Below are 25,437 nucleotides of genomic sequence, written 5' to 3'. Positions count from 1 at the left end.
TACACAACGATTCCACTCACCCTCCTGAAGGGGCCATTTGCGCGCCTGAACGGAGAGGTATGCCAGGTTAGTTTTACGTGCTCTGGAGGCTGTAAGGTCGCGATGTGGCCGTCGGGTTAAACCAATAGTTTCATCCGCGTACTCGCGAAGCAGTACGCCGTTGAGGAGTATTGGGCGTGAGCCGTGGTGCCGAACTTGGCATGGCCCGGCGGACTGTTTGCTGGCGCTCCTGAGTCCGCCCTACGGCTGACCAGCACTCCGCGCTACTTCTGGGTTACCTCGGCCTCAGGCGCGTGCAGAGCCCGCCCAGGAGGGCGAACGGAATCGTCGTGGAAGAGGTCGAGCGACATGGATGTCGCGAGAGCTGCGATGGGCCAGGGATGGCCCACCGTCGGTGGGCCGCATCCGGTCGGGCCTCTGGAACGGCGATGGAGTGAGCGAACCCTGGCGAAGCCAGGGCCGGATGATCGGGCGGAGGGTTTTGGTTACTTTTGCCCGTCAAAAGTGACTCGCCCGGGAGGGCGAAACAAAGAACATCAGCAAAAACGCGGCAATTCGGAACAGGCACAAGAACAACCAACACCGTATTGCCAGTCCGGTATCAAGCCTGAATTCCCGAGATTCCTCGAAGAACCAAAAACAACGCCCCGGCAGAGCGGGGCGTTGTTGGTCATGCAGATATGATCAGGGCTTCTTCAGGCCATAGCTTTCATCGAGCATGCCTGGGCCATCGCTCTTGGGCGCATAGTCCTTGGGCATTTCATAATTCTTCGGCGGGGTCAGTCGCTCGCGCTTCTCACCGCTTTCGGCATTGTTGAGGCTGGCCAGCAGGCGTTGCCGGGTCAGCTCGTCCAGGGCCAGGCGGTTGGCGCCGTCGGACAGGTGCTCCTGCACGTCCTGGTAGCTCTGGGTGAGTTTCTTCACCAAGTTGGCGGTGGTGTTGAAGTGAGTCACCACTTCGTTCTGGTAGGCCTCGAAGCGCGCCTGCATTTCATCCATCTGCCGCTGCGTCCGGCTCGGCGCGGCATTGGGCGCCAGACGGGCGAGCACAAAGCCCACGGCAATGCCGACCACCAGGGTCAGGGCAGGTATCAACCAGGCTGTAACGGTCTGTTCCACGAGTCCTTCCTCTCAAAACGGCTTTGCTTTACGTTAGCGGCTTGAGCCTGTGCTGTATATGTTTACCGCGCAGGCAGTTTGCTAGACGAGTCGACCCGTTGCGGGGTCACGGAGTTCAGTGTTGCTCAGTCGCGAAACCCCTCTTTTCATTCAAGGCCCTGTGGGCCAACTCGAAGCCCTTCAACTGGAAGTGCCGAACGCCCGAGGCGTGGCGCTGGTTTGCCATCCCAACCCGGTGCAGGGCGGTACCATGCTCAACAAGGTGGTCTCCACGCTGCAGCGTACCGCGCGCGATTGCGGCTACAACACCCTGCGTTTCAATTATCGTGGCGTGGGTGCCAGCGCTGGCAGCCATGATATGGGCACCGGCGAAGTGGATGATGCCGAAGCCGTCGCCGCCTGGCTGCAGGCACACTACCCGAACCTGCCCATCACCTTGCTGGGCTTTTCCTTTGGCGGCTTCGTCGCTGCTGCACTGGGCGCGCGCCTGGAGGCGCAAGGCCGGGTGCCGAGCAAGCTGTTCATGGTCGCCCCCGCCGTGCATCGCCTGACCGCCGAGACGCCGCCGGCCAGTCAGTGCCCGTTGGTGGTGATCCAGCCCGAAGCGGACGAAGTGGTCGAGCCCCAGGCCGTGTATGACTGGTCGGCCAATCTCGAGCGTGCCCATGAGCTGCTGAAAGTGGCAGAATGCGGTCACTTCTTTCACGGCAAGCTGACGGATCTGAAGGAACTTCTTCTGCCGCGTCTGTGAGCCTGGCGTAGGGTGCGCTGCGCGCACCTGCATTCGTGTGGTGCGCATGGCGCACCCTACGACCAACCTGGCATTCGAGGCATTCCGCGAGGCGACCCGCGCGAGCGCCGAAACAGTTCAAGCAAAGCGAATCTGATCATGACCACCCGTATCCTTACCGGCATCACCACCACCGGCACGCCGCACCTGGGCAACTATGCCGGTGCCATCCGCCCGGCCATCGCCGCCAGCCGCGATCCGCAGATGGACTCCTTCTACTTTCTCGCCGACTACCACGCCTTGATCAAGTGCGATGACCCGGCGCGCATCCAGCGCTCGCGTCTGGAGATTGCCGCGACCTGGCTGGCACTGGGCCTGGATACCGACAAGGCGACCTTCTACCGCCAGTCCGACATCCCCGAGATTCCCGAGCTGTGCTGGCTGCTCACCTGCGTTACCGGCAAGGGCCTGCTCAACCGTGCCCACGCTTACAAGGCCTCGGTGGACAAGAACGTCGAAGCCGGTGAAGACCCGGATGCCGGCGTGACCATGGGCCTGTTCAGCTACCCGGTGCTGATGGCAGCGGATATCCTGATGTTCAACGCGCAGAAGGTGCCGGTCGGTCGTGACCAGATCCAGCACGTGGAGATGGCCCGCGACATCGGCCAGCGCTTCAACCACCTGTTCGGCCAGGGCAAGGATCTGTTCGTCCTGCCGGAGGTGGTGATAGAGGAAGAAGTGGCCACGCTGCCCGGTCTCGACGGGCGCAAGATGAGCAAGAGCTACGACAACACCATCCCGCTGTTCGGCACGGCCAAGCAGCTCAAAGAGGCCGTGGCGCGCATCGTCACCGACTCCAGGCTGCCGGGCGAGCCCAAGGATGCCGAAGGCTCGCACCTGTTCACCCTGTACCAGGCTTTCGCCAGCCAGGAGCAGCAGGCCGAATTCCGCGCCGAGCTGGAAGGTGGTCTGGCCTGGGGCGAGGCGAAGAATCGCCTGTATCAACTACTCGAAGACACCCTGGGCGAGGCGCGCGAGCGCTACAACGCGCTGATCGCCAGGCCGGCCGACCTGGAGGATATCCTCCTCGCTGGTGCGGCCAAGGCGCGCAAGATCGCCACGCCGTTCCTCGGCGAACTGCGCGAGGCCGTAGGCCTGCGTTCGTTCCGCAAGCAGGTGCAGGTTTTCGCTGGCGAGAAGAAGAAAGTGGTCAAGAGTGCGCGCTTCGTCAGCTTCCGCGACGAGGATGGCAGCTTCCGCTTCCGTCTGCTGGATGCCGATGGTGAGCAGTTGCTGCTGTCGAAAGCCTTCGCCGATGGCAAGTCGGCGGGTCTGGTCAACAAGCGCCTGCAGTCTGGCGAGCCACTGGATGTGCGCGCCGAAGGCCTGGCGTTCTCGGTGTGGGTTGATGGTGAAAGCGTGGCGAGCAGCCCCGAGTTCGCCGATGGCCAGGCGTTGGAAGCGGCCATTGCCCGCCTGCGCGAGGCGTTGGTGCCGCAGGAATGAAGTAGCCCGGATGCAATCCGGGACGAGCATCGCCAGCATTCCCCGGATTGCATCCGGGCTACGGGCAGATTGCCAAGCAGCGGGGGCGTCGCTAAAGTGACGCCCCCGTTTTTACTTGCCGGCCGAGAGCCTGTTGAAAGGCTCGCGAGCTAGAGGCATGCAAGGCAGAGACAGGTGAGGAGGCGGAGTGTACTGGTGTACATGAGCACTCCGAGCCTGTTTCTAACGCAGCAGGCCCGACGCGCAGCAGACTTTGAACAGGCTCTAACGAATCATGACTCCCCTCGAGCGTTATCAGGCCGACCTCAAGCGGCCCGACTTCTTCCATGATGCGGCTCAGGAAAATGCCGTCCGCCATTTGCAGCGTCTGTACGACGATCTGATCGCGCGTGACCAGGACAAATCCGGTCTGCTCGGCAAACTGTTCGGCAAGAAGCCGCAGGGGCCGGTCAAGGGGCTGTATTTCTGGGGCGGCGTGGGGCGTGGCAAGACCTATCTGGTCGACACCTTCTTCGATGCGCTGCCCTTCGAGCAGAAGATGCGCACCCACTTCCACCGCTTCATGAAGCGCGTGCACGAGGAGATGAAGACCCTCAAGGGCGAGAAGAATCCGCTGACCATCATCGGCAAGCGCTTCGCCGACGAGGCGCGGGTGATCTGCTTCGACGAATTCTTCGTCAGCGACATCACCGACGCGATGATCCTCGCCACGCTGCTCGAAGAACTGTTCAAGAACGGTGTGTCGCTGGTAGCCACCTCCAACATCGTGCCGGACGGCCTGTACAAGGACGGCCTGCAGCGCGCGCGTTTCCTGCCGGCCATCGCCCTGCTCAAGCAGCACACCGACATCGTCAATGTCGACAGCGGCGTCGATTACCGCTTGCGTGCGCTGGAGCAGGCCGAGCTGTTCCACTTCCCGCTCGGCCCGGAGGCCGAGGAGAGCTTGCGCAAGAGCTTCCAGAGCCTGCTGCCGGACTGCACCCATATGGTGGAGAACGAGGCGCTGATGATCGAAAACCGCACGATCAATGCCGTGCGTGTGTGCGAGGACGTGGCCTGGTTCGAGTTTCGCGAGCTGTGCGACGGGCCCCGCAGCCAGAACGACTACATCGAGCTGGGCAAGATCTTCCATGCGGTGATCCTGGCCAACGTCGAGCAGATGGGGGTGGCCAAGGAGGACATGGCGCGGCGCTTCATCAATCTGGTGGACGAGTTCTACGACCGCAACGTCAAGCTGATCATCTCTGCCGAGGTGGAGCTCAAGGATCTTTATACCGGCGGTCGTCTGAGCTTCGAGTTCCAGCGCACGCTGAGCCGTCTGCTGGAGATGCAGTCGCACGAGTTCCTCACCCGTCCGCACCGTCCCTGAAGGGCACCTCTAAAAACTACCTACGTTGCCATCGCGGCGTTAAAAACAGGCTCAGAATGCTCATTTACAACACGTAAACTGCGCTTCTTCGCCTGTTTCTGCCTTGCGCTGGCTGCCTCGCCTACGTTTTTAGAGGCGCCCTGAAGGAAAACGCCCGCACTGTCCAGTGCGGGCGTAGTGCGATCACTGGGGCAGCAAGCTTCGCCCCAGTTCCAGCGCCTGCGCGCCGTGCTGGACGATCAGTTCACCACCGTAGGTGACGATCAGCAGCGCCACGACCATCACCGCCATCGGCAGGATCCAGCGCTCATAGCGGTAGTAGAAGCTCTTGTCGCGCACCTCCGCGTTGGCGGCGTCTATCTCCGCCTCGCCCACCACCTGCCGGGCCAGTAGGTGGTTGAGTGCCACGGGTGGTGAGAGGTAGGCCAGCTCCATGGCGGTCAGGGTGATCATCCAGAAATGCACCGGGTGAATACCGTTGGCATAGGCGATCGGTGCGATGGTGGCCGACACCAGGATCACCACGCCAAAGGCGTCCATCACCATGCCGATGAGGAACAGCACCAGCATCAATGCGGTGAGTGCCAGCCAGATGCTCTGGAAGTCCTGCGGCATCAGTTCCATGAGGCCGGAGCGTTCGATTACCCCGCCGGTGGAGACCGACAAGGCCATCAGCAGGGTCAGCGCACCGATATGGCCGACGGTGTCGTAGGTCGCTGCGCCCACGGCCTGGGTGAAGTTGCGTTGGCTGTTGCCCTGGTCGTTCTCGACGGCGCTGGGGGCTTCCACCAGCTTTTCGCCACGCAGTTTGTCGAAGATCAGCACCACCAGCAGGATCACTGGCAGCATCACCGGGGCGGTGAATTCGTTCAGGCGTGTGTCGAGCATGTAGCCGTAGATCCAGATCACCACGATGGCGATGAGCAGGTACGGCGCTACTGGCACCAGGGCGCGGGCCATGGCGGGCATGGCGTCACGTGGGTGGGCGATGTTGATGGGCTGTTGACGCAACACCTGCGAGGCGATGAAGAACAGCGTCGAGGTCAGGACGAAAACGGCGATGCCCCAGTTGTACAGTTCGGCCGTAGTCACCTGCTTGTTCAGGGCCGCGACCACCACGATCAGCAGGCAGGGGCGCAGCACCACGCCGAGCGAGCCGGACATCGCCGACACCGCCAGGGCAAACTGACGACGACCGCCTGAGAGCAGCACTTCGCGGTAGATGATGGCCCCGGCGGCGATGACGAAGATACCCGACGCGCCAGTGTAGGCCGTCGGCACCGCTGCGCCGATCAGCAGGATCCAGGTCAGCAGTTCCGGCGACAGACGCCAGGGACGAACCAGATCGAGAAAACGATCGACCACGTTGGTCTGCTTGAGCAGCATACCGGACCAGATGAACAGCGCCAGATTGAGGAAGATGCCCGAGAGCTCGACGAGCTGGCCCAGGTAGATGGCGATGCCGCCATAGTGGCCCTTCATCGAGAATGAGGTGAAGGAACTGATTGCCATGACGGCGTAAAGCGGCGTGGAGAGCAGCGCCAGCCCCAAATTGCCGCCAGGCTCGGCATCTGCCGGTGGTTTCAGGAAGTGATAGACGCTGATCAGGAACAGGCAACTGAACAGGGCGATCCACAAACCATTGAGATAGGGTTTGCTCAGCGGCAGGTCGGCGTTGAGCAGGGTATGCAGGTAGTGGCTGCAGGAAAACACCAGCAAGGCGTTGGCGATGACCATGCCAGCGGACGAAACACGGTGGTCGAGCCGGGTTCTGGCTGGGCGCAGCGAGATATGGTGATGACGCAGGGTGGTGGTGATACCGGCGATGGAAATGAGCAGCAGCAGGAGCAGCGCGCGATTGTCGGTGCCGAAGCGGAATATGCCGAAGAACGAAGTTTCCAGGCCCCGGTACAGCTTCAGCTCGGGGGTGATGTGGGCGACGACGGTGCCGTACATTTCATGGCGTTGGGCACAGAGCTGAGCGGCGCGCTGCAGGGCGCTGCGCTGCGCTTGCGGATCGACCTGGGTATCACCGAACAGGTCGTCGATATCGCTGCTGGCCTGGGCGGGTTGCTTGGCCATCAGGGCATCGATGTCGGGGTTGGGGTCGCAGGTCGGCGCCACCGGGTCGGCGCGCAGCATGAAGTACTGCACGCCGGCAGCCGGATCACCGAACAGGCGCTCACCCATGCGCAACAGTTGGCCATGGAGCATTTCCCCGGTGCCGATAACCAGGGTGAGGGTCAGCAGAAGGAACACTGGCAGGGTGGAAAGCCATCGGCCAAGCCGAGGACGCTCCAGGGCCTGGGGCGGTGCAGGTTGGTCATGACTGGTCATGGTCGAGGCAATGGACATGGCGGGCTCTACGGTCAAGGCAGAGGGGCGCGAGCGCCCCGTTTCGTTGTCGTTATTCGAGGTTCTGCGCGCACTCGGCATCGGCCGGGTTGAGCTGGCAGCGCACGCGCTTCATCACGGCCATCATGCGCTTGTCATAGATGCCTTCTTCGGTCAGCGAAATACGTGCTTCACGCAGCATCACGGTGTACTTCTCCATGTCCTCGGGCGGAATGTCGATCCAGTAGCGGTTGTCGATCTCGCTTTCCGACTGCTTGATGATGCTCATGGCGCGGTCGTACTGGCCGAGGGCATATTCGCGGGACTTCTGCCCGAAACCCTCGGGGAAGCGATCCGGGCGGATGACCAATTGGTAGGTCAGTTGCAATACCGGGAAGCGCGCCACACCGCCGCGTTCACCCATGCCCTTCTGCAATTCCAGCGGTTTGTAGGCGGCTGCCGGTGCGCCGACCACATCCACCGAGCCGTTGTTGAACTTGCCGGCGAAGTTGGTGACGTCGGAGGCGACTGGCTGGGCGCCGATGCGCTGCACCATCTTCGCCTGGGCATTGTCGTAGTCCATGATCGCGAACTTCTTGCCCGACAGTTTGCTGATGTTGTCGATGGTGCGGTCGTTGACGAACAGGTAGGCCGCGCCCATGGGGACGATGCCCGCCACTTCGTAGGGGCCGTTGATCATGAACTTGCTGGCCTTGGGCGCGCTCAGGGTGGTGATCACCGTCTTCAGTGCCGCGTAGCTGGGCAGGGCGCCCAGGGCCTCCAGGCTGCCGGTGAACGTGTTGAACTGGCGGGCGCGCAGGCCCATGATCATCACACCGTCGCATTGCCCGGCCTTGAAGTCCTCTGCAGCGATCTTCTCGTCGGTGTAGGGCTTGAGCTCTATGCTGGCGCCGAAATTATTGGCCGCTAGCTGGTAGTCCTTCATGATGCTGTAGATATCGCCCTGGGCACCGAGGATGTCGAACACGCAAATCTTCTGAGCGAAGGCCTGCGGGGCGGCGCCCAGCGCCAGGCTGAGCAGGGCGGGGGCGACTAGGTTGGCAAACTTCATGGCAGATACTCCGGGTCATGCCGCTGAGGCGGATGGCTTGTGACGACCTGCCTTAGAGCAGGTCGTCGATCTCGATGCCGGTATCGACCGGCTGCTTCTCGTCCCAGAAACGCAGCAGGCCACCGATCGGCGTGCGGGTGCCGGTGTTGGCCGTCCAGTAGCGATCGGCATTGTTCATGACGATGCTGCTGCTGATGGCGTCGACCTGGGCATAGGTCTGGTCTAGCTTGAAGCTGCTGCTCGGCGCTTCGGTGGCGCCGAAGGCGCGCAGGACGGTGCGCAGGTGCTGTTCATCGTTCTTCGCCGTGGCGGAGATCGCATACAGTGCGTGAGCCAGGCGCACGCCATGGCGCTCGGCGATCTGCCGCGACTGTTCGAGTACCTGCCAGGGATCCTGCCCATCGCCGCTGCCCGGCAGCATGTTCCAGACCAGGGCACGGGCTGCCATCGGCGCACCCCACCACTTTTCGTTGTCCAGGCAGGCCATGGCGCGTTCGGTCTTGGCCGCGATGTCCTTGGGCACACCGACGGTGTTCTGCGAGTTGATGTCGTTCTGGATGGCCTGCAGCCCCTGGATCAGGCCGAGCAGGTAGACGAGTTCGTCGATGTCCTTGTCGAAGGCCGGGCAGCCGGCGCCGATGCTGATGTCGAAGCGCTGCTCGTAGTAACGGACGAAATTCTGATAGGACTGGTACTGGCGCCGTGCTGCCAGTTCGGCATAGCGCTTCTGGGTGATGCGTGCGTCCTGCGCCTCTTCGACCTGCTTGCTGCGCGAGGCGCGCAGGTAGCGCAGTTCCTGCTCGAAGGCGGTCTGCTCGGCACAGCTACCGGCGGTGAGGTAGAGCAGGGTGAGCAGTTGATGGTTGTCTGCCCCCAGGCCGCTGGTGGACTGGATCAGAGGGGCGACTGCCGCGCCGGAATAACAGGCCATGTCGGCATCATGACTTTCCAGCATGGGGCCGACCAGATTGTTCTCCACGAAGCGCAACGATTGGTTGGCACCAAAACGTTTGATCGGGGTACAGGCTGTCAGTAGCACCAGGGATACGATGGCACCCAGGCGCAGCGCACGAGAAACTCCCATGACACTCTCCTTCTTTATTGTTGTTGTGAGCGCGCATCCAAGCGCACAGTCGCATGTGTCTACCACGCGGCGGCGGGCGACTTACGGCAATCACTCTACTGGCAGCGGGTTGGGCTGATACCCAATCTTCTGGTGGGTGTGGCCTGTCGGTAGACAGGCTGTCTAGTAGCAGGCGTTACCGAGCCGAACGAGCGCGGCGAGATGGACTGCCGCGCTGCATCTTCACGGTTGCTGCTGGAACTGCCGGCGATAGTGGTTGGGAGACAACCCGGTATGTTGGCGGAACAGGCGGGCGAAGAAGCTGGCATCGTCGTAACCGATCTCGTAGCTGACGGTCTTGATGCTCTTGCGGGTGGAGGACAGCAGGCTCTTGGCGGTCTCGATGCGCAGACGCTGCAGGTAGTGCAGGGGCTTGTCGCCGGTGGCAGCCTGGAAGCGGCGCATGAAATTGCGGATGCTCATGCCGTGCTCGCGGGCCACGTCCTCGAAGCGGAACTTGTCGGCGTAGTGCTCTTCCAGCCAGTGCTGGATCTGCAGGATGGCGACGTCCTGATGCAGCTTCTGACCGCCGAAACCGATGCGCCCCGGCGTGTAGCTGCGCTGCACCTCGTAGAGGATGTCGCGGGCCACGCCTTGTGCCACGCTGACACCGCAATAGCGTTCGATCAGGTAGATGTACAGGTCGCAGGCCGAGGTGGCGCCGCTGGCGCAGTAGAGGTTGTCGGCATCGGACAGGTGCTTGTCCCGATTCAGTTGCACTTTCGGGAAGCGTTCGGCGAATTCGCCGAAGAAGCGCCAGTAGGTGGCCGCTTCCTTGCCGTCGAGCAGGCCGGCCTCGGCCATCCAGAACACCCCCGTGGCTTCGCCACAGATCGCCGTGCCGGCCGCATGCTGGCGCCTGAGCCAGTCCAATACCTGTGGATAACGCTGACGCAGGGCGTCGAAGTCGTCCCAGAAGGCTGGCAGGATGATCACGTCGCAGCTATCCAGGCCGCCGTCCACGGGCACCTGAACCTTGCTGAAACTGTTCATGGGCAGGGCGTCCGGGCTGACCAGGCGGATCTCGAAGGGCGGTTCAAAGCCCAGGCCTTGCTGCCTGGCGTAGCGGATGCCGGCCATGTGGAAGAAGTCCTTGGCCTGCAGCATGGCTGAAGCGAATACACCGTCGGTGGCGAGAATGCTGACACAGCGCAAGGTCGCGTGGGGGGCTGGGGTAACCATGTTTTTTATTCTTGTTGAAGGCTAAGTGGTCATACACTGGCTGGATCGTCTTATTTTTTGGCGCATGTGTCCAGTGTGACCAAGCGTTTGCTTGGCTAAAGTCGAGCAACCCTTCTCTGCCCCCGGATTTCAGGTAGCGCCATGATTCCCAGAACGATATTCAGCTCCGACCATGAACTGTTCCGCGATAGCGTGCGCAAGTTTCTCGAGCGCGAAGCCGTGCCTTATCACTCGCAGTGGGAGAAGGACGGCCATGTCGATCGAACCCTGTGGAACAAGGCGGGCGAGGCCGGCCTGCTCTGCTCGCACCTCCCCGAGGAATATGGCGGCATGGCCGCGGATTTTCTCTACAGCGCCGTGGTGATCGAGGAGATCGGTCGTCTGGGGCTGACCGGCATCGGCTTCTCCCTGCACTCGGATATCGTTGCGCCCTACATCCTGCATTACGGCAGCGAGGCGCAGAAGCAGCACTACCTGCCCAAGCTGGTGAGCGGCGAGATGGTCACCGCCATCGCCATGACCGAGCCGGGGGCCGGCTCCGACCTGCAGGGCGTGAAGACCAGCGCTGTGCTCGATGGTGACGAGTACGTGATCAACGGCTCGAAGACCTTCATCACCAATGGCTGGCTGGCCGATCTGGTGATAGTCGTGGCCAAGACCGATCCCAAGGCTGGCGCCAAGGGCACCAGCCTGTTTCTGGTCGAGGCCAGCACGCCGGGCTTTTCCAAGGGCAAGCGCCTGGAGAAGGTGGGCATGAAGGCGCAGGACACCTCGGAGCTGTTCTTCCAGGACGTGCGTGTGCCCAAGGAGAATCTGCTGGGTCAGGCGGGCATGGGCTTCGCCTACCTGATGCAGGAGTTGCCGCAGGAACGCCTGACCGTGGGTGTCGGCGCGCTGGCATCGGCCGAGGCAGCGCTGCAATGGACACTGGACTACACCCGCGAGCGCAAGGCGTTCGGCAAAGCCGTGGCGGATTTTCAGAACACCCGCTTCAAGCTGGCCGAGATGGCCACCGAGCTTCAGGTTGGCCGGGTGTTCATCGACCGCTGTCTGGAGTTGCACCTTGAGGGCAAGCTCGACGTACCCACTGCGGCGATGCTCAAGTACTGGAGCACCGATCTGCAATGCAAGGTGCTCGACGAATGCGTGCAACTGCATGGTGGCTACGGCTTCATGTGGGAATATCCAGTGGCACGCGCCTGGGCCGATGCGCGGGTGCAACGCATCTACGCCGGCACCAACGAGATCATGAAAGAGATCATCGCCCGCGCTCTTTGAGCCTGCACGTCACGTGGCGAACTCGGCCATCGGCGCAGGGCTCCAAGGCATAAAGGCCTGGAGAACCTCATGACCCGATTGAGTGAACTGGCAGCGTCCCCCTTCGCGGGCTGGGACGGCAGCCCGGCGGCTGCCCGTGAACTGCAGGCGCGCCTGGCCCAGCAAGTGCGGCTGGAGGACGATTATCCGCCGCTGCGGCGCCTGGCGGGCGTTGATGTCGGCTTCGAGGAGGGCGGTGCCATCACCCGCGCGGCGGCGGTACTGCTCGACGCCACAACGCTGGAACCGCTGGCCGAATGCGTGGCGCGTATCCCCACTCGCATGCCCTACGTGCCTGGGCTGTTATCCTTTCGTGAGCTGCCGGCCTTGCTGCAGGCATTGGCCGGCTTGTCGCAGGAGCCGGATCTGATCTTCGTCGACGGCCATGGCGTCGCCCACCCGCGCGGCCTGGGCATCGCTGCGCACCTGGGTGTGGTCAGCGGCTTGCCGACCATTGGCGTGGCCAAGAAGATTCTTACGGGGCATCACGCCGAGCTGGATGAGACGCAGGGTGCATGCGTCGAGCTGCTGAGCAGGAGGGGCGAGCGAATCGGCTGGGTGTTGCGCAGCAAGGATCGTGTACGGCCGCTGATCGTCTCGCCGGGTAATCGGGTCAGCCTCGAGCGTGCGCCTGAGCTGGTGATGGCCTGTGTCAGACGTCATCGCCTGCCCGAACCGACCCGCCTGGCCGATCGCCTGGCGTCGCGACGCGATGCCAGCAGCGATCAGCCTTCACTTCTTTAGGGAGCCGGGTTGGGTTGCTCCTTGTGAATCGCTTCGATGCCGGCCAGCACTTCCTCGGATAGCTTCAGCTCGGCGCTGGCCAGGTTGCTGTCCAGTTGCTCCAGGCTGGTGGCGCCGATAATGTTGCTGGTGACGAAGGGTTGCGCGGTGACGAAGGCCAGCGCCATCTGCGCCGGGTCCAGCCCATGCTCGCGGGCCAGGGCCACGTAGCGCGAGCAGGCCGCCTCCGCCTGCGGGTTGGTGTAGCGGGCGAAGCGGCTGAACAGGCTGATGCGTGCACCGGCGGGGCGGGCGCCGCCTTCGTACTTGCCACTGAGCATGCCGAAGGCTAGCGGTGAATAGGCCAGCAAGCCGCACTGTTCGCGAATCGCCACTTCCGCCAGACCCACCTCGAAGCTGCGATTGAGCAGGTTGTAGGGGTTCTGGATCGACACCGCACGCGGCCAGCCACGGCTCTCGGCCAGTTGCAGGAACTTCATGGTGCCCCAGGGCGTTTCGTTGGACAGGCCGATATGGCGGATCTTGCCTGCCTTAATCTGCTCGTCGAGCACTTCCAGGGTTTCTTCCAGCGGGGTGAAGTCGGCGTCCCGGTGCGTGTAGCCGAGTTGGCCGAAGAAGTTGGTGGGGCGCTCTGGCCAATGCAACTGGTAGAGGTCGATCCAGTCGGTCTGCAAGCGTTTCAGGCTGGCGTCCAGCGCTGCCACTATGTGCTGGCGATTGAATTTGAGCTGGCCGTCGCGAATGTGCGTGATGCCGTTGCCGGGGCCGGCGATCTTGCTGGCCAGGATCCAATCGACGCGGTCACCGCGTTGCTTGAAATAGCTGCCGATGATCTGCTCGGTCTTGCTGTAGGTTTCGGCGCGAGGCGGTACCGGGTACATCTCGGCGGTATCGATGAAGTTGATGCCGCAGGCCTTGGCGCGTTCGATCTGAGCATGGCCCTCGGCTTCGCTGTTCTGCTCACCCCAGGTCATGGTGCCCAGGCAGATGGCGCTGACCTTGAGGTCGGTGCGGCCGAGCTGACGGTATTGCATGGCGATCTCCTCGTTTTTTGCTCATGGAAAAAAGGATCCATCAAAGCAGGTTGCTATTTTCGCTGCAATCGGCATAATTCCGCGGCTCTCGACGCGGGAACGCCTAGCTCGCCGACAGAGAAGGTGGGGATGCCTAGCCCACCGAACCCCCTGCCGTGGCGGACGCGCTGACCCGAGCCCCCGATAGCGTCTGTTTCCGGCTGTCTTTGACTTGTCAAAGCAAGCACTATTCAGTAAGATCCGCCGTCTTATTTTCAGGGCGGCCCCTGAGGCTATAGCGAATGAAGACTTTTACTGCAAAACCGGAAACTGTTAAGCGCGACTGGTACGTCGTCGACGCTGCAGGTCAGACCCTGGGTCGTCTGGCCACCGAAATCGCCAGCCGTCTGCGCGGCAAGCACAAGCCCGAGTACACCCCGCACGTTGACACCGGCGACTACATCGTCGTGATCAACGCCGAGCAGGTTCGTGTAACCGGTGCCAAGGCGAGCGACAAGAAGTACTACTCCCACTCCGGTTTCCCGGGCGGCATCAAAGAGATCAACTTCGAGAAGTTGATCGCTCGTGCCCCTGAGCGTGTGATCGAGACCGCGGTCAAAGGCATGCTGCCGAAGAACCCGCTGGGTCGCGACATGTACCGCAAGCTGAAGGTGTACAAGGGTGCCGCTCACCCGCATACCGCTCAGCAGCCCCAAGAACTGAAGATTTAACGGAATAGTTCACTATGTCGGCGACTCAAAACTACGGCACTGGCCGTCGCAAGACCGCAACCGCACGCGTTTTCCTGCGTCCGGGTACTGGCAACATCTCCATCAACAACCGCAGCCTGGATACCTTCTTCGGCCGTGAGACCGCTCGCATGGTCGTGCGTCAGCCGCTGGAGCTGACCGAGACCGTCGAGAAGTTCGACATCTTCGTCACCGTCGCCGGTGGTGGTGTCAGTGGTCAGGCTGGTGCGATCCGTCACGGTATCACCCGCGCTCTGATCGAGTACGACGAGACCCTGCGCAGCCCGTTGCGTAAAGCCGGTTACGTCACTCGTGACGCCCGTGAGGTCGAGCGTAAGAAGGTCGGTCTGCGCAAAGCGCGTAAGCGTCCGCAGTACTCCAAGCGTTAATCGCGACTACGCTTGTCAGAAGCGCCCAGTTTCCTTACGGAGCTGGGCGTTTTTTATGGGGCTGGAAAAATCCTGCGACAACGTGCCGCATATGCGCAGGCCGCGCCCGACAAGGCTTTCGCTGGCCTTGTGCTAGGTAATTACCTTGTCAGAAAAGGGGGTTTTCTTTACCATTTGGCGAATTTTTTGCGCGGCCCGATTTTTACTTAGTAGAGGCCTGAACAACAGGCCACAAAGCTGATGGGAGACGACTGAATGAGCAATGACGGCGTGAATGCAGGCCGGCGTCGCTTCCTGGTAGCGGCCACCTCCGTGGTGGGCGCTGCAGGGGCGGTAGGTGCTGCGACTCCGTTCGTGGGGTCATGGTTCCCCAGTGCCAAGGCCAAGGCGGCCGGGGCACCGGTGAAGGTGAACGTCGCCAAGATCGAGGCGGGTCAGCAGATGGTTGCTGAGTGGCGCGGTCAGCCGGTGTTCATCGTGCGCCGTACCGAGGAGATTCTGAACAACCTGAACAAGATCGAAGATCGCGTGGCCGATCCGGACTCCGAGGCTTCCGTACAGCCCCCCTACGTCGACAAGAAGACCCGTTCGATCAAGCCCGAGCTGCTGGTGCTGGTTGGCCTGTGCACCCACCTGGGCTGCTCGCCGTCCTTCCGTCCGGAAGTGGCGCCCGCCGATCTGGGGCCTGACTGGGTGGGTGGTTACTTCTGCCCGTGTCACGGTTCCCGTTACGACCTCGCCGGGCGCGTCTACAAGGCCCAGCCGGCGCCGTTGAACCTGCCGGTGCCGCCGTATAGCTACGAGACGGATGACGTCATCGTCATCGGTGTGGACCAGGAGAAGGCCTGATGAGCAAATTCATGGAATGGGTGGATGCGCGCTTCCCCGCCACCAAGATGTGGGAAGACCATCTCTCCAAATACTACGCACCGAAGAACTTCAACTTCTTCTACTTCTTCGGCTCCCTGGCACTGCTGGTGCTGGTCAACCAGATCCTCACCGGCATCTGGCTGACCATGAGCTTCACCCCGTCCGCCGAAGAGGCCTTCGCCTCCGTCGAATACATCATGCGTGATGTCGAGTACGGCTGGATCATCCGCTATCTGCACTCCACCGGCGCTTCGGCGTTCTTCGTGGTTGTCTACCTGCATATGTTCCGCGGTCTGCTCTACGGCTCCTACCAGAAGCCGCGCGAGCTGGTGTGGATCTTCGGCATGCTGATCTACCTGTGCCTGATGGCCGAAGCCTTCATGGGTTACCTGCTGCCCTGGGGCCAGATGTCCTACTGGGGTGCCCAGGTGATCATCTCGCTGTTCGGTGCCATCCCGGTCATCGGCGACGACCTGACCCAGTGGATCCGTGGTGACTATCTGATCTCCGGCATCACCCTGAACCGCTTCTTCGCCCTGCACGTGATCGCACTGCCGATCGTCCTGCTCGGCCTGGTGGTGCTGCACATCCTGGCGCTACATGAAGTCGGCTCGAACAACCCGGACGGCGTCGACATCAAGAAGAAGAAGGACGAGAACGGCGTGCCCCTCGATGGCATCGCGTTCCATCCGTACTACACCGTGAAGGACATCGTCGGTGTCGTGGTCTTCCTCTTCGTGTTCTGCGCCGTGGTGTTCTTCTTCCCGGAGATGGGCGGTTACTTCCTCGAGAAGCCGAACTTCGAGCAGGCCAACCCGTTCAAGACCCCGGCTCACATCGCCCCGGTCTGGTACTTCACCCCGTTCTACGCGATTCTGCGCGCGGTGCCGGACAAGTTGCTCGGCGTCATCGCCATGGGCGCGGCCATTGCCGTGCTGTTCGTCCTGCCCTGGCTGGATCGTAGCCCGGTCAAGTCGATGCGCTACAAGGGCTGGCTGAGCAAGATCTGGCTGCTGATCTTCTGCGTCTCCTTCGTCATCCTCGGCGTACTGGGTGTGCTGGCTCCGACTCCGGGCCGTACCCTGCTGTCGCAGGTGTGCACCGTCCTGTACTTCGCGTACTTCATCCTGATGCCGTTCTACACCAGGATGGAGAAGACCAAACCGGTTCCGGAAAGGGTGACTGGCTGATGAAAAAGCTATTTGCTGCATTTGTATTCGCTGCGATGCCTGTTCTGGCGTTCGCTGCTGGTGGTGAGGATGTGCATCTGGACAAGGTCGATATCGACCTGACCGACAAGGCTGCCATGCAGGACGGCGCACGTACCTTCGCCAACTACTGCATGGGTTGCCACTCGGCCAAGTTTCAGCGTTACGAGCGGGTTGCCAAGGATCTTGGCATCCCCGAAGAAGTGATGATGAAAAACCTGGTCTTCACCGGCGCCAAGATCGGCGACCATATGAAGAACGGCATGCATCCGGAAGATGCCAAGGTCTGGTTCGGTGCCGCTCCGCCCGACCTGACCCTGGTGGCTCGTGTACGTGGCAACGACTGGCTGTACACCTACCTGCGCAGCTTCTACGCCGACCCGACCCGTCCGCTGGGCGTCAACAACACGGTATTCCCGAACGTGGGCATGCCCAACGTGCTGGCTGGTCTGCAGGGCAACCAGGTCATCGGTTGCAAGCAGGTTCAGGTGGTCACCGACGGCAAGAAGCAGTTCGACCCGCTGACCGGCACGCCGATCACCCATGAGGCCTGCGATCAACTCGTCGTCGAGCCCAACACCGGCACCCTGAGCGAGGCCGAGTTCGACGACAAGATCAAGAACCTGGTGACCTTCCTGGCCTACTCGGCCAACCCGGTCAAGCTGAAGTCCCAGCGCATCGGCACCTACGTGCTGCTGTACCTGGCGTTCTTCTTCGTGTTCGCCTACCTGCTCAAGCGCGAGTACTGGAAGGACGTTCACTAAGTCGTTGCGACTCTGCCCGAAACCTGCGCGCCCTGATGGGCGCGCAGGTTTTTGTGCTTGAGGATCCTGGTGCTGCCTAGCATGGCAAGTGCCTGCGAGTCAGGAGTTGCTCGAAGCGTTTGCGTCTCTCATCGCTTGCCGTGGCGGGCGATGGCAAAACCGCTTCTGATCATTTTTCGTGTTTCTGGAATATAAAAGCGAGGAGGATCGCCATGGCGGTGACCAATAGGTTGACCTGCTACTCCGACCCCGCCGACCATTATTGTCATCGGGTGCGTCTGGTGCTCGCCGAGAAGGGCGTCAGCGTCGAGATCATCGAGGTCGAGTCCGGGCGTTGCCCGCCCAAGCTGGCCGAAGCCAACCCCTACGGCACCGTGCCCACTCTGGTCGATCGTGATCTGGCGCTGTACGAATCCTCCGTGGTGATGGAGTATCTGGACGAGCGTTATCCACACCCGCCACTGTTGCCCGTCTATCCGGTGGCGCGGGCCAACAGCCGTCTGCTCATGCATCGCATCCAGCGCGACTGGTGTTCGCTGGTCGACCGGATTCTCGATGCGCGCAGCAAGGAGGCCGACAAGGCCCTGGCGCGCAAGGAGCTACGCGAGAGTCTGACCGGTGTATCGGCGCTGTTCGCCGACAAACCTTTCTTTCTCAGTGAAGAACTGAGCCTGGTCGATTGCTGCCTGTTACCGATACTGTGGCGCTTGCCCGTGCTGGGCATCGAACTGCCACGGCCGGCCAAGCCGTTGCTCGACTACATGGAGCGCCAGTTCGCCCGTGAAAGCTTCCGGGCCAGCCTTTCCAGCGTCGAACGAGACATGCGCTGACGCGCGAGGAGGAGACACCATGAATTCCAGTCGTCCCTACCTGATCCGTGCCCTGTACGAATGGATCGTCGATAACGACTGTACCCCGCACCTGCTGGTCAATGCCGAATACCCCGGCGTGCGTGTGCCGCCAGGTTTCGCCAATGATGGGCAGATCGTGCTCAATGCATCGCCCACTGCGGTGCGCGACCTGCACATGGACAACCAGGCGGTGAGCTTCGAGGGGCGTTTCGGTGGTGTGGCGCACAGCCTCTACCTGCCGTCCCAGGCGATCCTGGCGATCTATGCGCGGGAGAACGGCCAGGGCATGGTCTTCGATGCCGAGCCACATACCGCGCCTCAGGCCGAGGAGCAGGGCCCGGAAGACGATGGCCCGGATGATGGCGGCGAACCGCCACGCCCGAGCGGGCGGCCGAGCCTGAAAGTGGTCAAATAAGCGGCAAGCTTCAAGCTGCAAGTAAAACGGGCGCCCTTAGGCGCCCGTTGTTTTTGCTCTTGCTCTTGCTCTTGCTCTTGCTCTTGCTCTTGCTCTTGCTCTTGCTCTTGCTCTTGCTCTTGCTTGCAGCTTGAGGCTTGCAGCTTGTAGCTATCAGTTGGTGTACTCGAACAGTCGCACCACCTTCTGCACCCCGGAGACGCCCTGTACCACGTTGGTGGCGGCGTTGGCTTCGGCGCGGTTGACCACGCCCATCAGGTAGACGATGCCGTTCTCGGTGATCACCTTGATGTCGGCACTGGGGACGCTGCTGTCGGTCAGCATCTGCGCCTTGATGCGGGTGGTCAGCAGCGAGTCGTTGCTGCGTGCCAGCAGCGAGGCGGGCTGTTGCACCTGCAGTTCGTTATAGACCTTCTTCACGCCCTGCACGCTGCGTGCACGCTGCGCGGCGAGATCCTTGAGCTCGGCGCGCGGCGTCTGCCCGGCCAGCAGGATCACGCCGTTGTAGGCGGTGACCACGATGCGCGAGGTGGGGCTGCTCAGGTCGGGGTTGGCGTTGCTGATGCTGGTGGCCACGTCGGGGCCGAGGAACTGGTCGTCGATCTTGTTGCCGATGCTGCGGCTGCCACAGCCGGCCAGGGTCAGGACAACGGCCAGGGTGGCGAGGATAACTGCGGAACGCTTCATTCTTCACTCCCGAATAATTGACTGTCGATCAGGTCGCAGAGGCAATGGATGGCCAGCAGGTGAACCTCCTGGATTCGTGCAGTGACTTTCGCCGGTACGCGGATTTCCACGTCTTCCGGCAGCAGCAGCGAGGCCATGCCGCCACCGTCGCGGCCGGTCAGGGCCACGACGGTCATCTCGCGATCATGGGCAGCTTGGATGGCCTGGATGACATTCGCTGAGTTGCCGCTGGTGGAAATGGCCAGCAGAACGTCTCCGGGCTGGCCCAGTGCACGAATCTGTTTGGAAAACACCTCGTTGTAGCTGTAGTCGTTGGCGATCGAGGTGATGGTCGAGCTGTCGGTGGTCAAGGCGATGGCCGGCAGGCTGGGGCGCTCACGCTCGAAGCGGTTGAGCAGCTCGGAGGAGAAGTGCTGGGCATCGCCGGCCGAGCCGCCGTTGCCGCAGGAAAGAATCTTGCCTTCGTTGAGCAGCGCCTGAACCATGATCAGGCTGGCATGTTCGATGTAAGGCACCAGAACGTCCATGGCCTGCTGCTTGGTGTCGATGCTGGCTTGGAAGAGTTGGCGGATTCGCGATTGCATGTCCATCGGTTAAAACCTTGAGTGTGCGGCCGTCAGGCGTCGAAGGCGTTCTTGATCCAGTCGAGGTGCGCGGTATCGCCAGTGCTGATGGCGACCACGTCGAAGCGGCAGGGGTGGCGAGTCCAGCGAACGTGTTGCTGGAGAAACAGTTCGGCCGCGCTGATCAGCTTGTTGCGTTTGCGGGCATCGATGCTTTCCAGGGCGCCGCCCCAGGCGCTGTGACGACGGGCGCGGACTTCGACGAATACTACTGTATCGCCATCGAGCATGACCAGATCGAGCTCGCCACAGCGACAGCTCCAGTTCTGTTCGATCAGGCGCAGGCCATTACGTTCCAGATGCTGCCGAGCCGCCTGTTCGGCGGCTCGACCCAGCTCGTTATGGGCGCTCAATTGAGGCTGTCGGGCAGGCGTTGCACCTGACCGTCGTGGAACTCGGCCCAGGGCAACTGACGCTCGATGCGTTGCGTGGCACTCAGGCTGAGGGTGCCGGAGAGGCCGTCGACGCGGGATTCCGGCAGGGCCTTGAGCTGGCCCAGGCGCGGTGCCAGGCGGTAAGCATCGACGCCCATGGCGTACAGGCGGCCCAGGCTGCCACCGGCTTGCGGCCACTGTTCGGCGACCTGCTGACGCAGCGGGTCCTGCGCATCCAGCAGCCAGGGCGTTTCACAGAAGCGGATACCCTCCAGATCCTGGTACTGCGCCTGGCTGTGGGCGCCGGTGAACAGGTGCGAGGTGGCGTACACCGGCACGTCGCCGGCGTACTGGAAGGCCAGTGTGGGCTTGATCTGCTGGGCCTGCTGCGGAGTGGCAGCAAGGAAGATGAAGTCGATGTCCTGGCGCCGTGCCGGCTGCGCGTCGAGGCTGGTGCCGAGGGTATTCTGCAGGCGACGGGCGCGGGCTTCGCTTTCACGCAATTGGAACAGGTCGGCGATCTGCCGGGCCAGCTCGACGGGTTGGTCGACGTGCTCGGCGGCGATCAGGGTGCCGCCCTGGGCCTGCCAGCTCTGGCGGAAGGCATCCAGCACGCGGTCGCCCCATTCGCCACGCGGCACCAGGGCCACGGCGCGGCGCATGCCATCGGCCCAGGCGCGGCGGGAAACCTCACGGGCTTCGTCCTCGGCGGCCAGGCCGAACTGGAACAGTTGCGCCGGGCCTTCCTGACCGGCATCGCTGTAGTTGAGCGCCAGGGTGGTGATCGGCAGCTTCTCGCGTTCACTGAGCTGCTTGACCAGCGGCTTCTCCAGCGGGCCGACCACCAGTTGCACGCCATCGGCCTGCGCCTGTTGGTAGAAGGCGTCCAGCGAACCGATGCGCGAGCTGTCGTACAGCTTGATCTGCGGTGGGTTCTGCCCGGCTTGCTCGGCCTGGAAGTGCGCAGCCAGGAAGCCGTCACGCAGGGCGCGGGCGACGCCGGCCAACTGACCTTCCTGTGGCAGCAGCAGGGCGACGCGAGTCAGCGGCTGGCTGGCCAGCTCACGCAGCTTGACCAGGGCTTGCGGCAATTGCTCGGCGGCCGGGTGTTGCGGGTTTTTCGCCACCCAGTCGTCGATGGCGGCCTGCTGTTGCTCCAGGGTCGGCGTTTCCTTGATCAGGCGGGCCAGCTCCAGCCAGCCGGCCAGGTCGTTGTCGGTACCGGCACTGGTCTGCGGGGGCAGGCTGGAAACCAGTTCCCAGATTTTCTCCTGGTTATCACTGGCGACCTGGCCGCTCAGCAGCGGCGCGATGAACACGCGCTCGCGGGCTGCGGCCAGTATCTGGCCGTCGGCCTCCAGGGCACGGGCGCGAACCAGTTGCGTGCGCACCTGCTGCTCCACCGGCAGTTCTGCCAGACGCTCCAGGCTGGGGTGCTGCAGGGCCTGCAGGGCGCTCTTGGGCTGCTTGCGGGCCATGGCCAGCTCGGCGCTCAGGGTGCTGGCGAAGATCTGCTGCGCCGGTTGCAGGCCATTGAGGTCGAGTTGCTCGAGAATGCGCGAGGCACGCGCGATGTCTTTCTGCTGGTAGGCCTGGTCGGCAGCCGACAGACGCAGCAGGGCGGCTTGTTCCGGCTTGCTCTCGGCAGCCTGTTGCAGCATCTGCTCGATGCTGGCTTGTGGCGTACGCGGTAGCTGGCCCAGGTTGTTGGAGGGCGAGCTGGCGCAGGCGGCGAGCAAGCCCGCTAGGAAGAGTGCTGAGAGAGGGCGCAGGCTAGCGATCATCGGGTCATCCTGATACTTGAGCAAAACGAGCGGCGATTGTACCCAAGGGCTGAGATCGGCGCGATGTCGCTGGGTGTGCAAGCCATCAGAATGAGCACCCATTCAAGCAACGAGTTGTTTCGCGGTCGCGGGCGGGCTGGACGCGCCCTGATGTGCGACCTGCGAATGGCCGAGGCCTTGCGTGCCGAAGGTGCTGGCGGCTATCCGATCGTATATGCCGAAGCCATCGAGGAAGCAGGGTGGTTCGCCGATGGCGCCGGGCGCCATGGGTGTTTCGAGCGCAGAGCCTTGCCCTCAGCGCTCTCTCGGTTCATCGCCTCCCGCGCAGCCCTTGTCGCAGGCCTTTATCCGAAGGTCGAACCTGGCCAGTGCCCGCCTGATCTCCTCAAGTCGTTGCGGTGCGATGCTCGAGCCGCCATAGAGCTGAATCTCTTTCGCTGCCGGGTCGTCGCAGCTAACGCCAATACCTGCCGCCAGGCCTGCGATGATCTCGTTCGCGCGATATTCCACGGCCAATTGGCGCAGGCGAAATCTTGCCACCTTGGCGAACGGGGTCAGGGGGAGTTCATCGAGCATGAACACATGGCGGGGGCGCGCAGGCGGTTCTGCGATCCGGGCAGCGATGAAGGTCATCAGCTCATCCAGCGCGAGCGCAGCCTCTGCTCGGGGCACGAGGTACAGCACTGGCACTTCACCGGCATAGTCATCCGGCATGCCGACGGCGGCTGCCTGTAGCACACCCGGATGCGCCAGGGCGGCGTCCTCGATCATCTGCGGGTCGATGTTATGGCCGCTGCGTATGATCACGTCCTTGGCGCGGCCTACCACTCGCAGTTCACCTGCCGCTGTGACTTCGCCCAGATCCCCCGAGTACAGCCAACTCCCGTTGGGATCCCCCATGATCCCTTCGGCGGTCAGATAGCCTTTGAACACATTGGGGCCACGCACCAGGATTTCCCCTCTGGCCCCTGGGTGAAAACCGCTGTCGGGGCTCCCCAGACAGATCTCGACGTTCGGCACGGGCTTGCCCGTGCTGTGTGAAACGGGACTGCCATCGGTGCGTTGCGCCGTTGCGATGCCGCTGGATTCGGTCATGCCGTAAAGCTGGCAAACCGGCTTGCCGGTCTTTTCCTGCAGACGCAGGAAAAGCTCCTGGGGTAAAGGTGAGCCGCCTGTCATGAGCGCCCTCAGCTCATGGAGATCGGCCCCTTCGGTTGAGGTTTCGGCGATGGCTGCGAGGGTCGTGGGCACTCCGGCGAGCAAGGTGATGCGCTGGGCATCCACGATCTTCCATATGTCATCGATGACCTTGCGGCTGCGCATGCCGAGCAGCGAGGGGAATACCAGGGTCGCACCTGTCGACAAGGTGGCGAGCAGCGCGTCGATGGCGCCGCCGACGTGAAACAGCGGCAGGCCACTGAGCAACCTCTCGCTAGCGCCCAGGCCCAGGCCTGAAGCAGCCATGAGCGAGGCTGAGGCGATGTTGCGCAGGGAGAGCCGGGCCAGCTTCGGCAGGCCTGTCGTGCCGCCGGTATGAATCAGCAACCCCACGCGCTCGGGGTCGTTGGCCGGCAGGGGCGCTGTCGATGGTGCGAGCAGTTCATCCCAGGGTTGCGCCGTGCCGCTGCCGCCGCCAACGGAGACTGCAATGACCTCAGGCGGGTTGCGCATGCCGTCGAGGGCCATCTGCAGGCGCTCCCACACATCCAGCGCCGGATGCGGCCCCATGCTGATCACCACACGACAACCCGAGAGTGCCAATTGACTGCGCAGAGCCTCTGCCGACAGCAACAGGTTGACCGGGAACGCGACGGCTAAGCAGGTGGCGGCAATCAGGGCCGTTACCGCCTGGGGCACGAAGGGCAGCAGGATCGCCACGCAATCGTGGCGCTGGATGCCGCGTGCCGCCAGCGCCTGGGCGACCGCCCGAACCTCGGCAAGCAGTGCAGCATAGTCGAGCGTTGCGCCGGCTCCCATGCCGTCGACACACAGGTACTCGAGAGCTGGGTGATGGGGATGCTGCGCCGCCGAGCAGGCAAGCAGGTCGAAGGGAGTAGGGCACGACTGCATGCGCTGTTGCAGGCAGACGCTGGTGTTCGGGAGGGTCGTTGACACAGAAGTCTCCTTCGTTGCGCAAGGCGCGCTGCGGGCCGTGCAGGCAGGCTGCGAGCGAGCCTTGGTCAGCCCGCAGCGCTGCGTGGAGTGGTCGAACCTGCCGGGGTACGGCATCGCTCAGGGCGGGCAGGCCAATTACCGGGTTATTGGCCCCGGCGCTGGTCGAGTTCGCGGATGCGTTCACGGGCTTCGTCGCGCTCGGGAATCGGTCGGCCGCTATCGCGCCATTCGACGGCAGCCTTGAAGCCTTCGGCCTGGGCGTAGCGGCGGAACCAGAGGCCCTCCGGGTTGTGGCGGGTGATACCGTCGAACAGGGTGGCCATCATCTGGCTCTGTTCGATTCCCATGTTCAGCATCACCTGGTTCACCACCAGCTTGTGCATCGCCAGGTGGGACTTGGGCACTCCGGCGATGCGATTGGCCAGGGCCATGGTGGCTGATTCCAGCTCGCTGTATGGCACCACCTCGTTGGCCAGCCCCCATTGCGCCGCTTGCCTGCCATCGATCACATCGCCAGTGAACATCAGTTGCTTGGCCTGGGCGAAGCCGAGGCGGTACGTCCACATCGCGGTTGTCGGGCAGCCCCAGACACGGGTGGGCATGTAACCGATCCTGGCATCCTCGGCCATCACCAGCAGGTCGCAGCACAGCGCGATATCGCTGCCGCCGGCCACCGCATGGCCATGAACCTTGGCGATGGTCGGCTTGCTGCAGCGCCACAGGCTCATGAAATCTTCGGTGTTTCGCTTCATGGCGGCGTAATCGACCATCGGATCCCACGGATGACCTTCCTGCTGGCACGGGTGGTCGGTGAGCTGTTCGGCGTAGTCGCTCAGGTCATAGCCGCCACAGAAACCCTTGCCGGCGCCTTCGACGATGATGACATGAACCTCCTCTTTGGCCTCCGCCCATTCCACCGCCGCCCGGATATCGCCGGGCGTCTGCTCGGTGATCGCGTTCAGGCGTTCGGGGCGGTTGAGCAGGAGGCGGGCTACGCGGGGCGACTGCGGGTCTTGCTCGATGGTGACGGTAGTGAAGACGGGCATCGGAGGCTCCAGTGTTGTTCGTTCGGGGATGGAACAGTCAGAATTGACTGTAG

Annotated in this window: 24 protein-coding genes; 12 read left to right on the top strand and 12 right to left on the bottom strand. The window is 62.7% G+C overall.

From position 1 onward, the window contains the following. Positions 1–684: 684 nt before the first annotated feature. A complete protein-coding gene (locus tag OU800_RS19215; protein WP_268178944.1) occupies positions 685–1,119 on the bottom strand; it encodes a YhcB family protein in 435 nt (144 codons plus the stop codon). Between the two features lie 121 nt (positions 1,120–1,240). Here OU800_RS19215 and OU800_RS19210 point away from each other — a divergent pair, with 121 nt between their 5' ends. The 3 genes from OU800_RS19210 (at position 1,241) to zapE (ending at position 4,724) form a co-directional block, all read left to right on the top strand. After that, positions 1,241–1,870 carry an alpha/beta hydrolase gene (locus OU800_RS19210; RefSeq protein WP_268178943.1) on the top strand — a complete coding sequence of 210 codons (630 nt, stop codon included), beginning with the start codon at positions 1,241–1,243 and terminating at the stop codon, positions 1,868–1,870. Between the two features lie 138 nt (positions 1,871–2,008). Further along, on the top strand, positions 2,009–3,355 hold the full coding sequence (locus OU800_RS19205; protein WP_268178942.1) for a tryptophan--tRNA ligase: 1,347 nt from the start codon (positions 2,009–2,011) through the stop codon (positions 3,353–3,355). A gap of 274 nt (positions 3,356–3,629) precedes the next feature. Continuing rightward, positions 3,630–4,724: a cell division protein ZapE gene (zapE, locus tag OU800_RS19200; protein ID WP_268178941.1), complete on the top strand. Its 1,095-nt coding sequence runs from the start codon at positions 3,630–3,632 to the stop codon at positions 4,722–4,724. Between the two features lie 183 nt (positions 4,725–4,907). On the opposite strand, the gene OU800_RS19195 is transcribed toward zapE, so the two are convergent. From OU800_RS19195 to OU800_RS19180, 4 genes are all read right to left on the bottom strand, one after another. Continuing rightward, positions 4,908–7,079 (bottom strand): TRAP transporter large permease subunit, encoded by a 2,172-nt coding sequence (locus OU800_RS19195; RefSeq protein ID WP_268178940.1) that lies wholly within the window; start codon positions 7,077–7,079, stop codon positions 4,908–4,910. 52 nt (positions 7,080–7,131) lie between these two features. After that, on the bottom strand, positions 7,132–8,130 hold the full coding sequence (locus OU800_RS19190) for a putative solute-binding protein (RefSeq protein ID WP_268178939.1): 999 nt from the start codon (positions 8,128–8,130) through the stop codon (positions 7,132–7,134). 52 nt (positions 8,131–8,182) lie between these two features. Then, positions 8,183–9,214: a hypothetical protein gene (locus tag OU800_RS19185; protein WP_268178938.1), complete on the bottom strand. Its 1,032-nt coding sequence runs from the start codon at positions 9,212–9,214 to the stop codon at positions 8,183–8,185. A gap of 222 nt (positions 9,215–9,436) precedes the next feature. After that, complete coding sequence (locus OU800_RS19180; protein WP_442964789.1) at positions 9,437–10,360, bottom strand: GlxA family transcriptional regulator; 924 nt, start codon at positions 10,358–10,360, stop codon at positions 9,437–9,439. Positions 10,361–10,576: 216 nt separating this feature from the next. On the opposite strand from OU800_RS19180, the gene OU800_RS19175 reads away from it, so the two are divergent. Beyond that, on the top strand, positions 10,577–11,713 hold the full coding sequence (locus OU800_RS19175) for an acyl-CoA dehydrogenase family protein (RefSeq protein ID WP_268178937.1): 1,137 nt from the start codon (positions 10,577–10,579) through the stop codon (positions 11,711–11,713). Positions 11,714–11,782: 69 nt separating this feature from the next. Beyond that, the gene (nfi, locus tag OU800_RS19170; RefSeq protein WP_268178936.1) at positions 11,783–12,496 is read left to right on the top strand and encodes a deoxyribonuclease V; all 714 of its coding nucleotides are present in this window, start codon (positions 11,783–11,785) and stop codon (positions 12,494–12,496) included. On the opposite strand, the gene OU800_RS19165 is transcribed toward nfi, so the two are convergent. After that, positions 12,493–13,530, bottom strand: a complete 1,038-nt coding sequence (locus OU800_RS19165; protein ID WP_268178935.1) for an NADP(H)-dependent aldo-keto reductase — start codon at positions 13,528–13,530, stop codon at positions 12,493–12,495. The genes nfi and OU800_RS19165 overlap by 4 nt on opposite strands. 281 nt (positions 13,531–13,811) lie before the next feature. Between OU800_RS19165 and rplM the strand changes: the two genes are divergently transcribed. From rplM to OU800_RS19130, 7 genes are all read left to right on the top strand, one after another. Continuing rightward, the gene (rplM, locus tag OU800_RS19160; protein ID WP_268178934.1) at positions 13,812–14,240 is read left to right on the top strand and encodes a 50S ribosomal protein L13; all 429 of its coding nucleotides are present in this window, start codon (positions 13,812–13,814) and stop codon (positions 14,238–14,240) included. Positions 14,241–14,254: 14 nt separating this feature from the next. Beyond that, complete coding sequence (gene rpsI, locus OU800_RS19155) at positions 14,255–14,647, top strand: 30S ribosomal protein S9 (protein WP_013714129.1); 393 nt, start codon at positions 14,255–14,257, stop codon at positions 14,645–14,647. 255 nt (positions 14,648–14,902) lie between these two features. After that, positions 14,903–15,496 (top strand): ubiquinol-cytochrome c reductase iron-sulfur subunit, encoded by a 594-nt coding sequence (gene petA / locus OU800_RS19150; RefSeq protein ID WP_268178933.1) that lies wholly within the window; start codon positions 14,903–14,905, stop codon positions 15,494–15,496. Next, positions 15,496–16,707: a cytochrome b gene (locus tag OU800_RS19145; protein ID WP_268178932.1), complete on the top strand. Its 1,212-nt coding sequence runs from the start codon at positions 15,496–15,498 to the stop codon at positions 16,705–16,707. Before petA ends, OU800_RS19145 begins: the two co-directional genes overlap by 1 nt. After that, entirely contained in the window at positions 16,707–17,489 is a 783-nt protein-coding gene (locus OU800_RS19140) for a cytochrome c1 (RefSeq protein ID WP_268178931.1), read from the top strand. Before OU800_RS19145 ends, OU800_RS19140 begins: the two co-directional genes overlap by 1 nt. A gap of 212 nt (positions 17,490–17,701) precedes the next feature. Then, complete coding sequence (locus OU800_RS19135; protein ID WP_268178930.1) at positions 17,702–18,319, top strand: glutathione S-transferase N-terminal domain-containing protein; 618 nt, start codon at positions 17,702–17,704, stop codon at positions 18,317–18,319. 19 nt (positions 18,320–18,338) lie between these two features. Continuing rightward, entirely contained in the window at positions 18,339–18,755 is a 417-nt protein-coding gene (locus OU800_RS19130) for a ClpXP protease specificity-enhancing factor (protein WP_268178929.1), read from the top strand. A 153-nt stretch (positions 18,756–18,908) separates the two neighbouring features. Here OU800_RS19130 and OU800_RS19125 read toward each other — a convergent pair whose 3' ends face one another. The 6 genes from OU800_RS19125 to OU800_RS19100 form a co-directional block, all read right to left on the bottom strand. Next, on the bottom strand, positions 18,909–19,442 hold the full coding sequence (locus tag OU800_RS19125) for a BON domain-containing protein (protein WP_268178928.1): 534 nt from the start codon (positions 19,440–19,442) through the stop codon (positions 18,909–18,911). Further along, positions 19,439–20,032: a phosphoheptose isomerase gene (locus OU800_RS19120; protein ID WP_268178927.1), complete on the bottom strand. Its 594-nt coding sequence runs from the start codon at positions 20,030–20,032 to the stop codon at positions 19,439–19,441. Before OU800_RS19120 ends, OU800_RS19125 begins: the two co-directional genes overlap by 4 nt. A gap of 26 nt (positions 20,033–20,058) precedes the next feature. Next, entirely contained in the window at positions 20,059–20,418 is a 360-nt protein-coding gene (locus OU800_RS19115) for a YraN family protein (RefSeq protein WP_268178926.1), read from the bottom strand. After that, a complete protein-coding gene (locus OU800_RS19110) occupies positions 20,415–22,223 on the bottom strand; it encodes a penicillin-binding protein activator (RefSeq protein ID WP_268178925.1) in 1,809 nt (602 codons plus the stop codon). The genes OU800_RS19115 and OU800_RS19110 overlap by 4 nt, the downstream gene beginning before the upstream one ends. Positions 22,224–22,517: 294 nt before the next feature. Continuing rightward, positions 22,518–24,338 (bottom strand): AMP-binding protein, encoded by a 1,821-nt coding sequence (locus OU800_RS19105; RefSeq protein ID WP_268178924.1) that lies wholly within the window; start codon positions 24,336–24,338, stop codon positions 22,518–22,520. Between the two features lie 143 nt (positions 24,339–24,481). Continuing rightward, entirely contained in the window at positions 24,482–25,384 is a 903-nt protein-coding gene (locus tag OU800_RS19100) for a crotonase/enoyl-CoA hydratase family protein (protein WP_268178923.1), read from the bottom strand. Positions 25,385–25,437 lie beyond the last annotated feature (53 nt).

It is taken from the genome of Pseudomonas sp. GOM7, from assembly GCF_026723825.1.
Classification (GTDB): domain Bacteria; phylum Pseudomonadota; class Gammaproteobacteria; order Pseudomonadales; family Pseudomonadaceae; genus Aquipseudomonas.
Note: the sequence above shows the minus strand (reverse complement) of the source record. Positions and strands in the feature narration are given on the sequence as shown.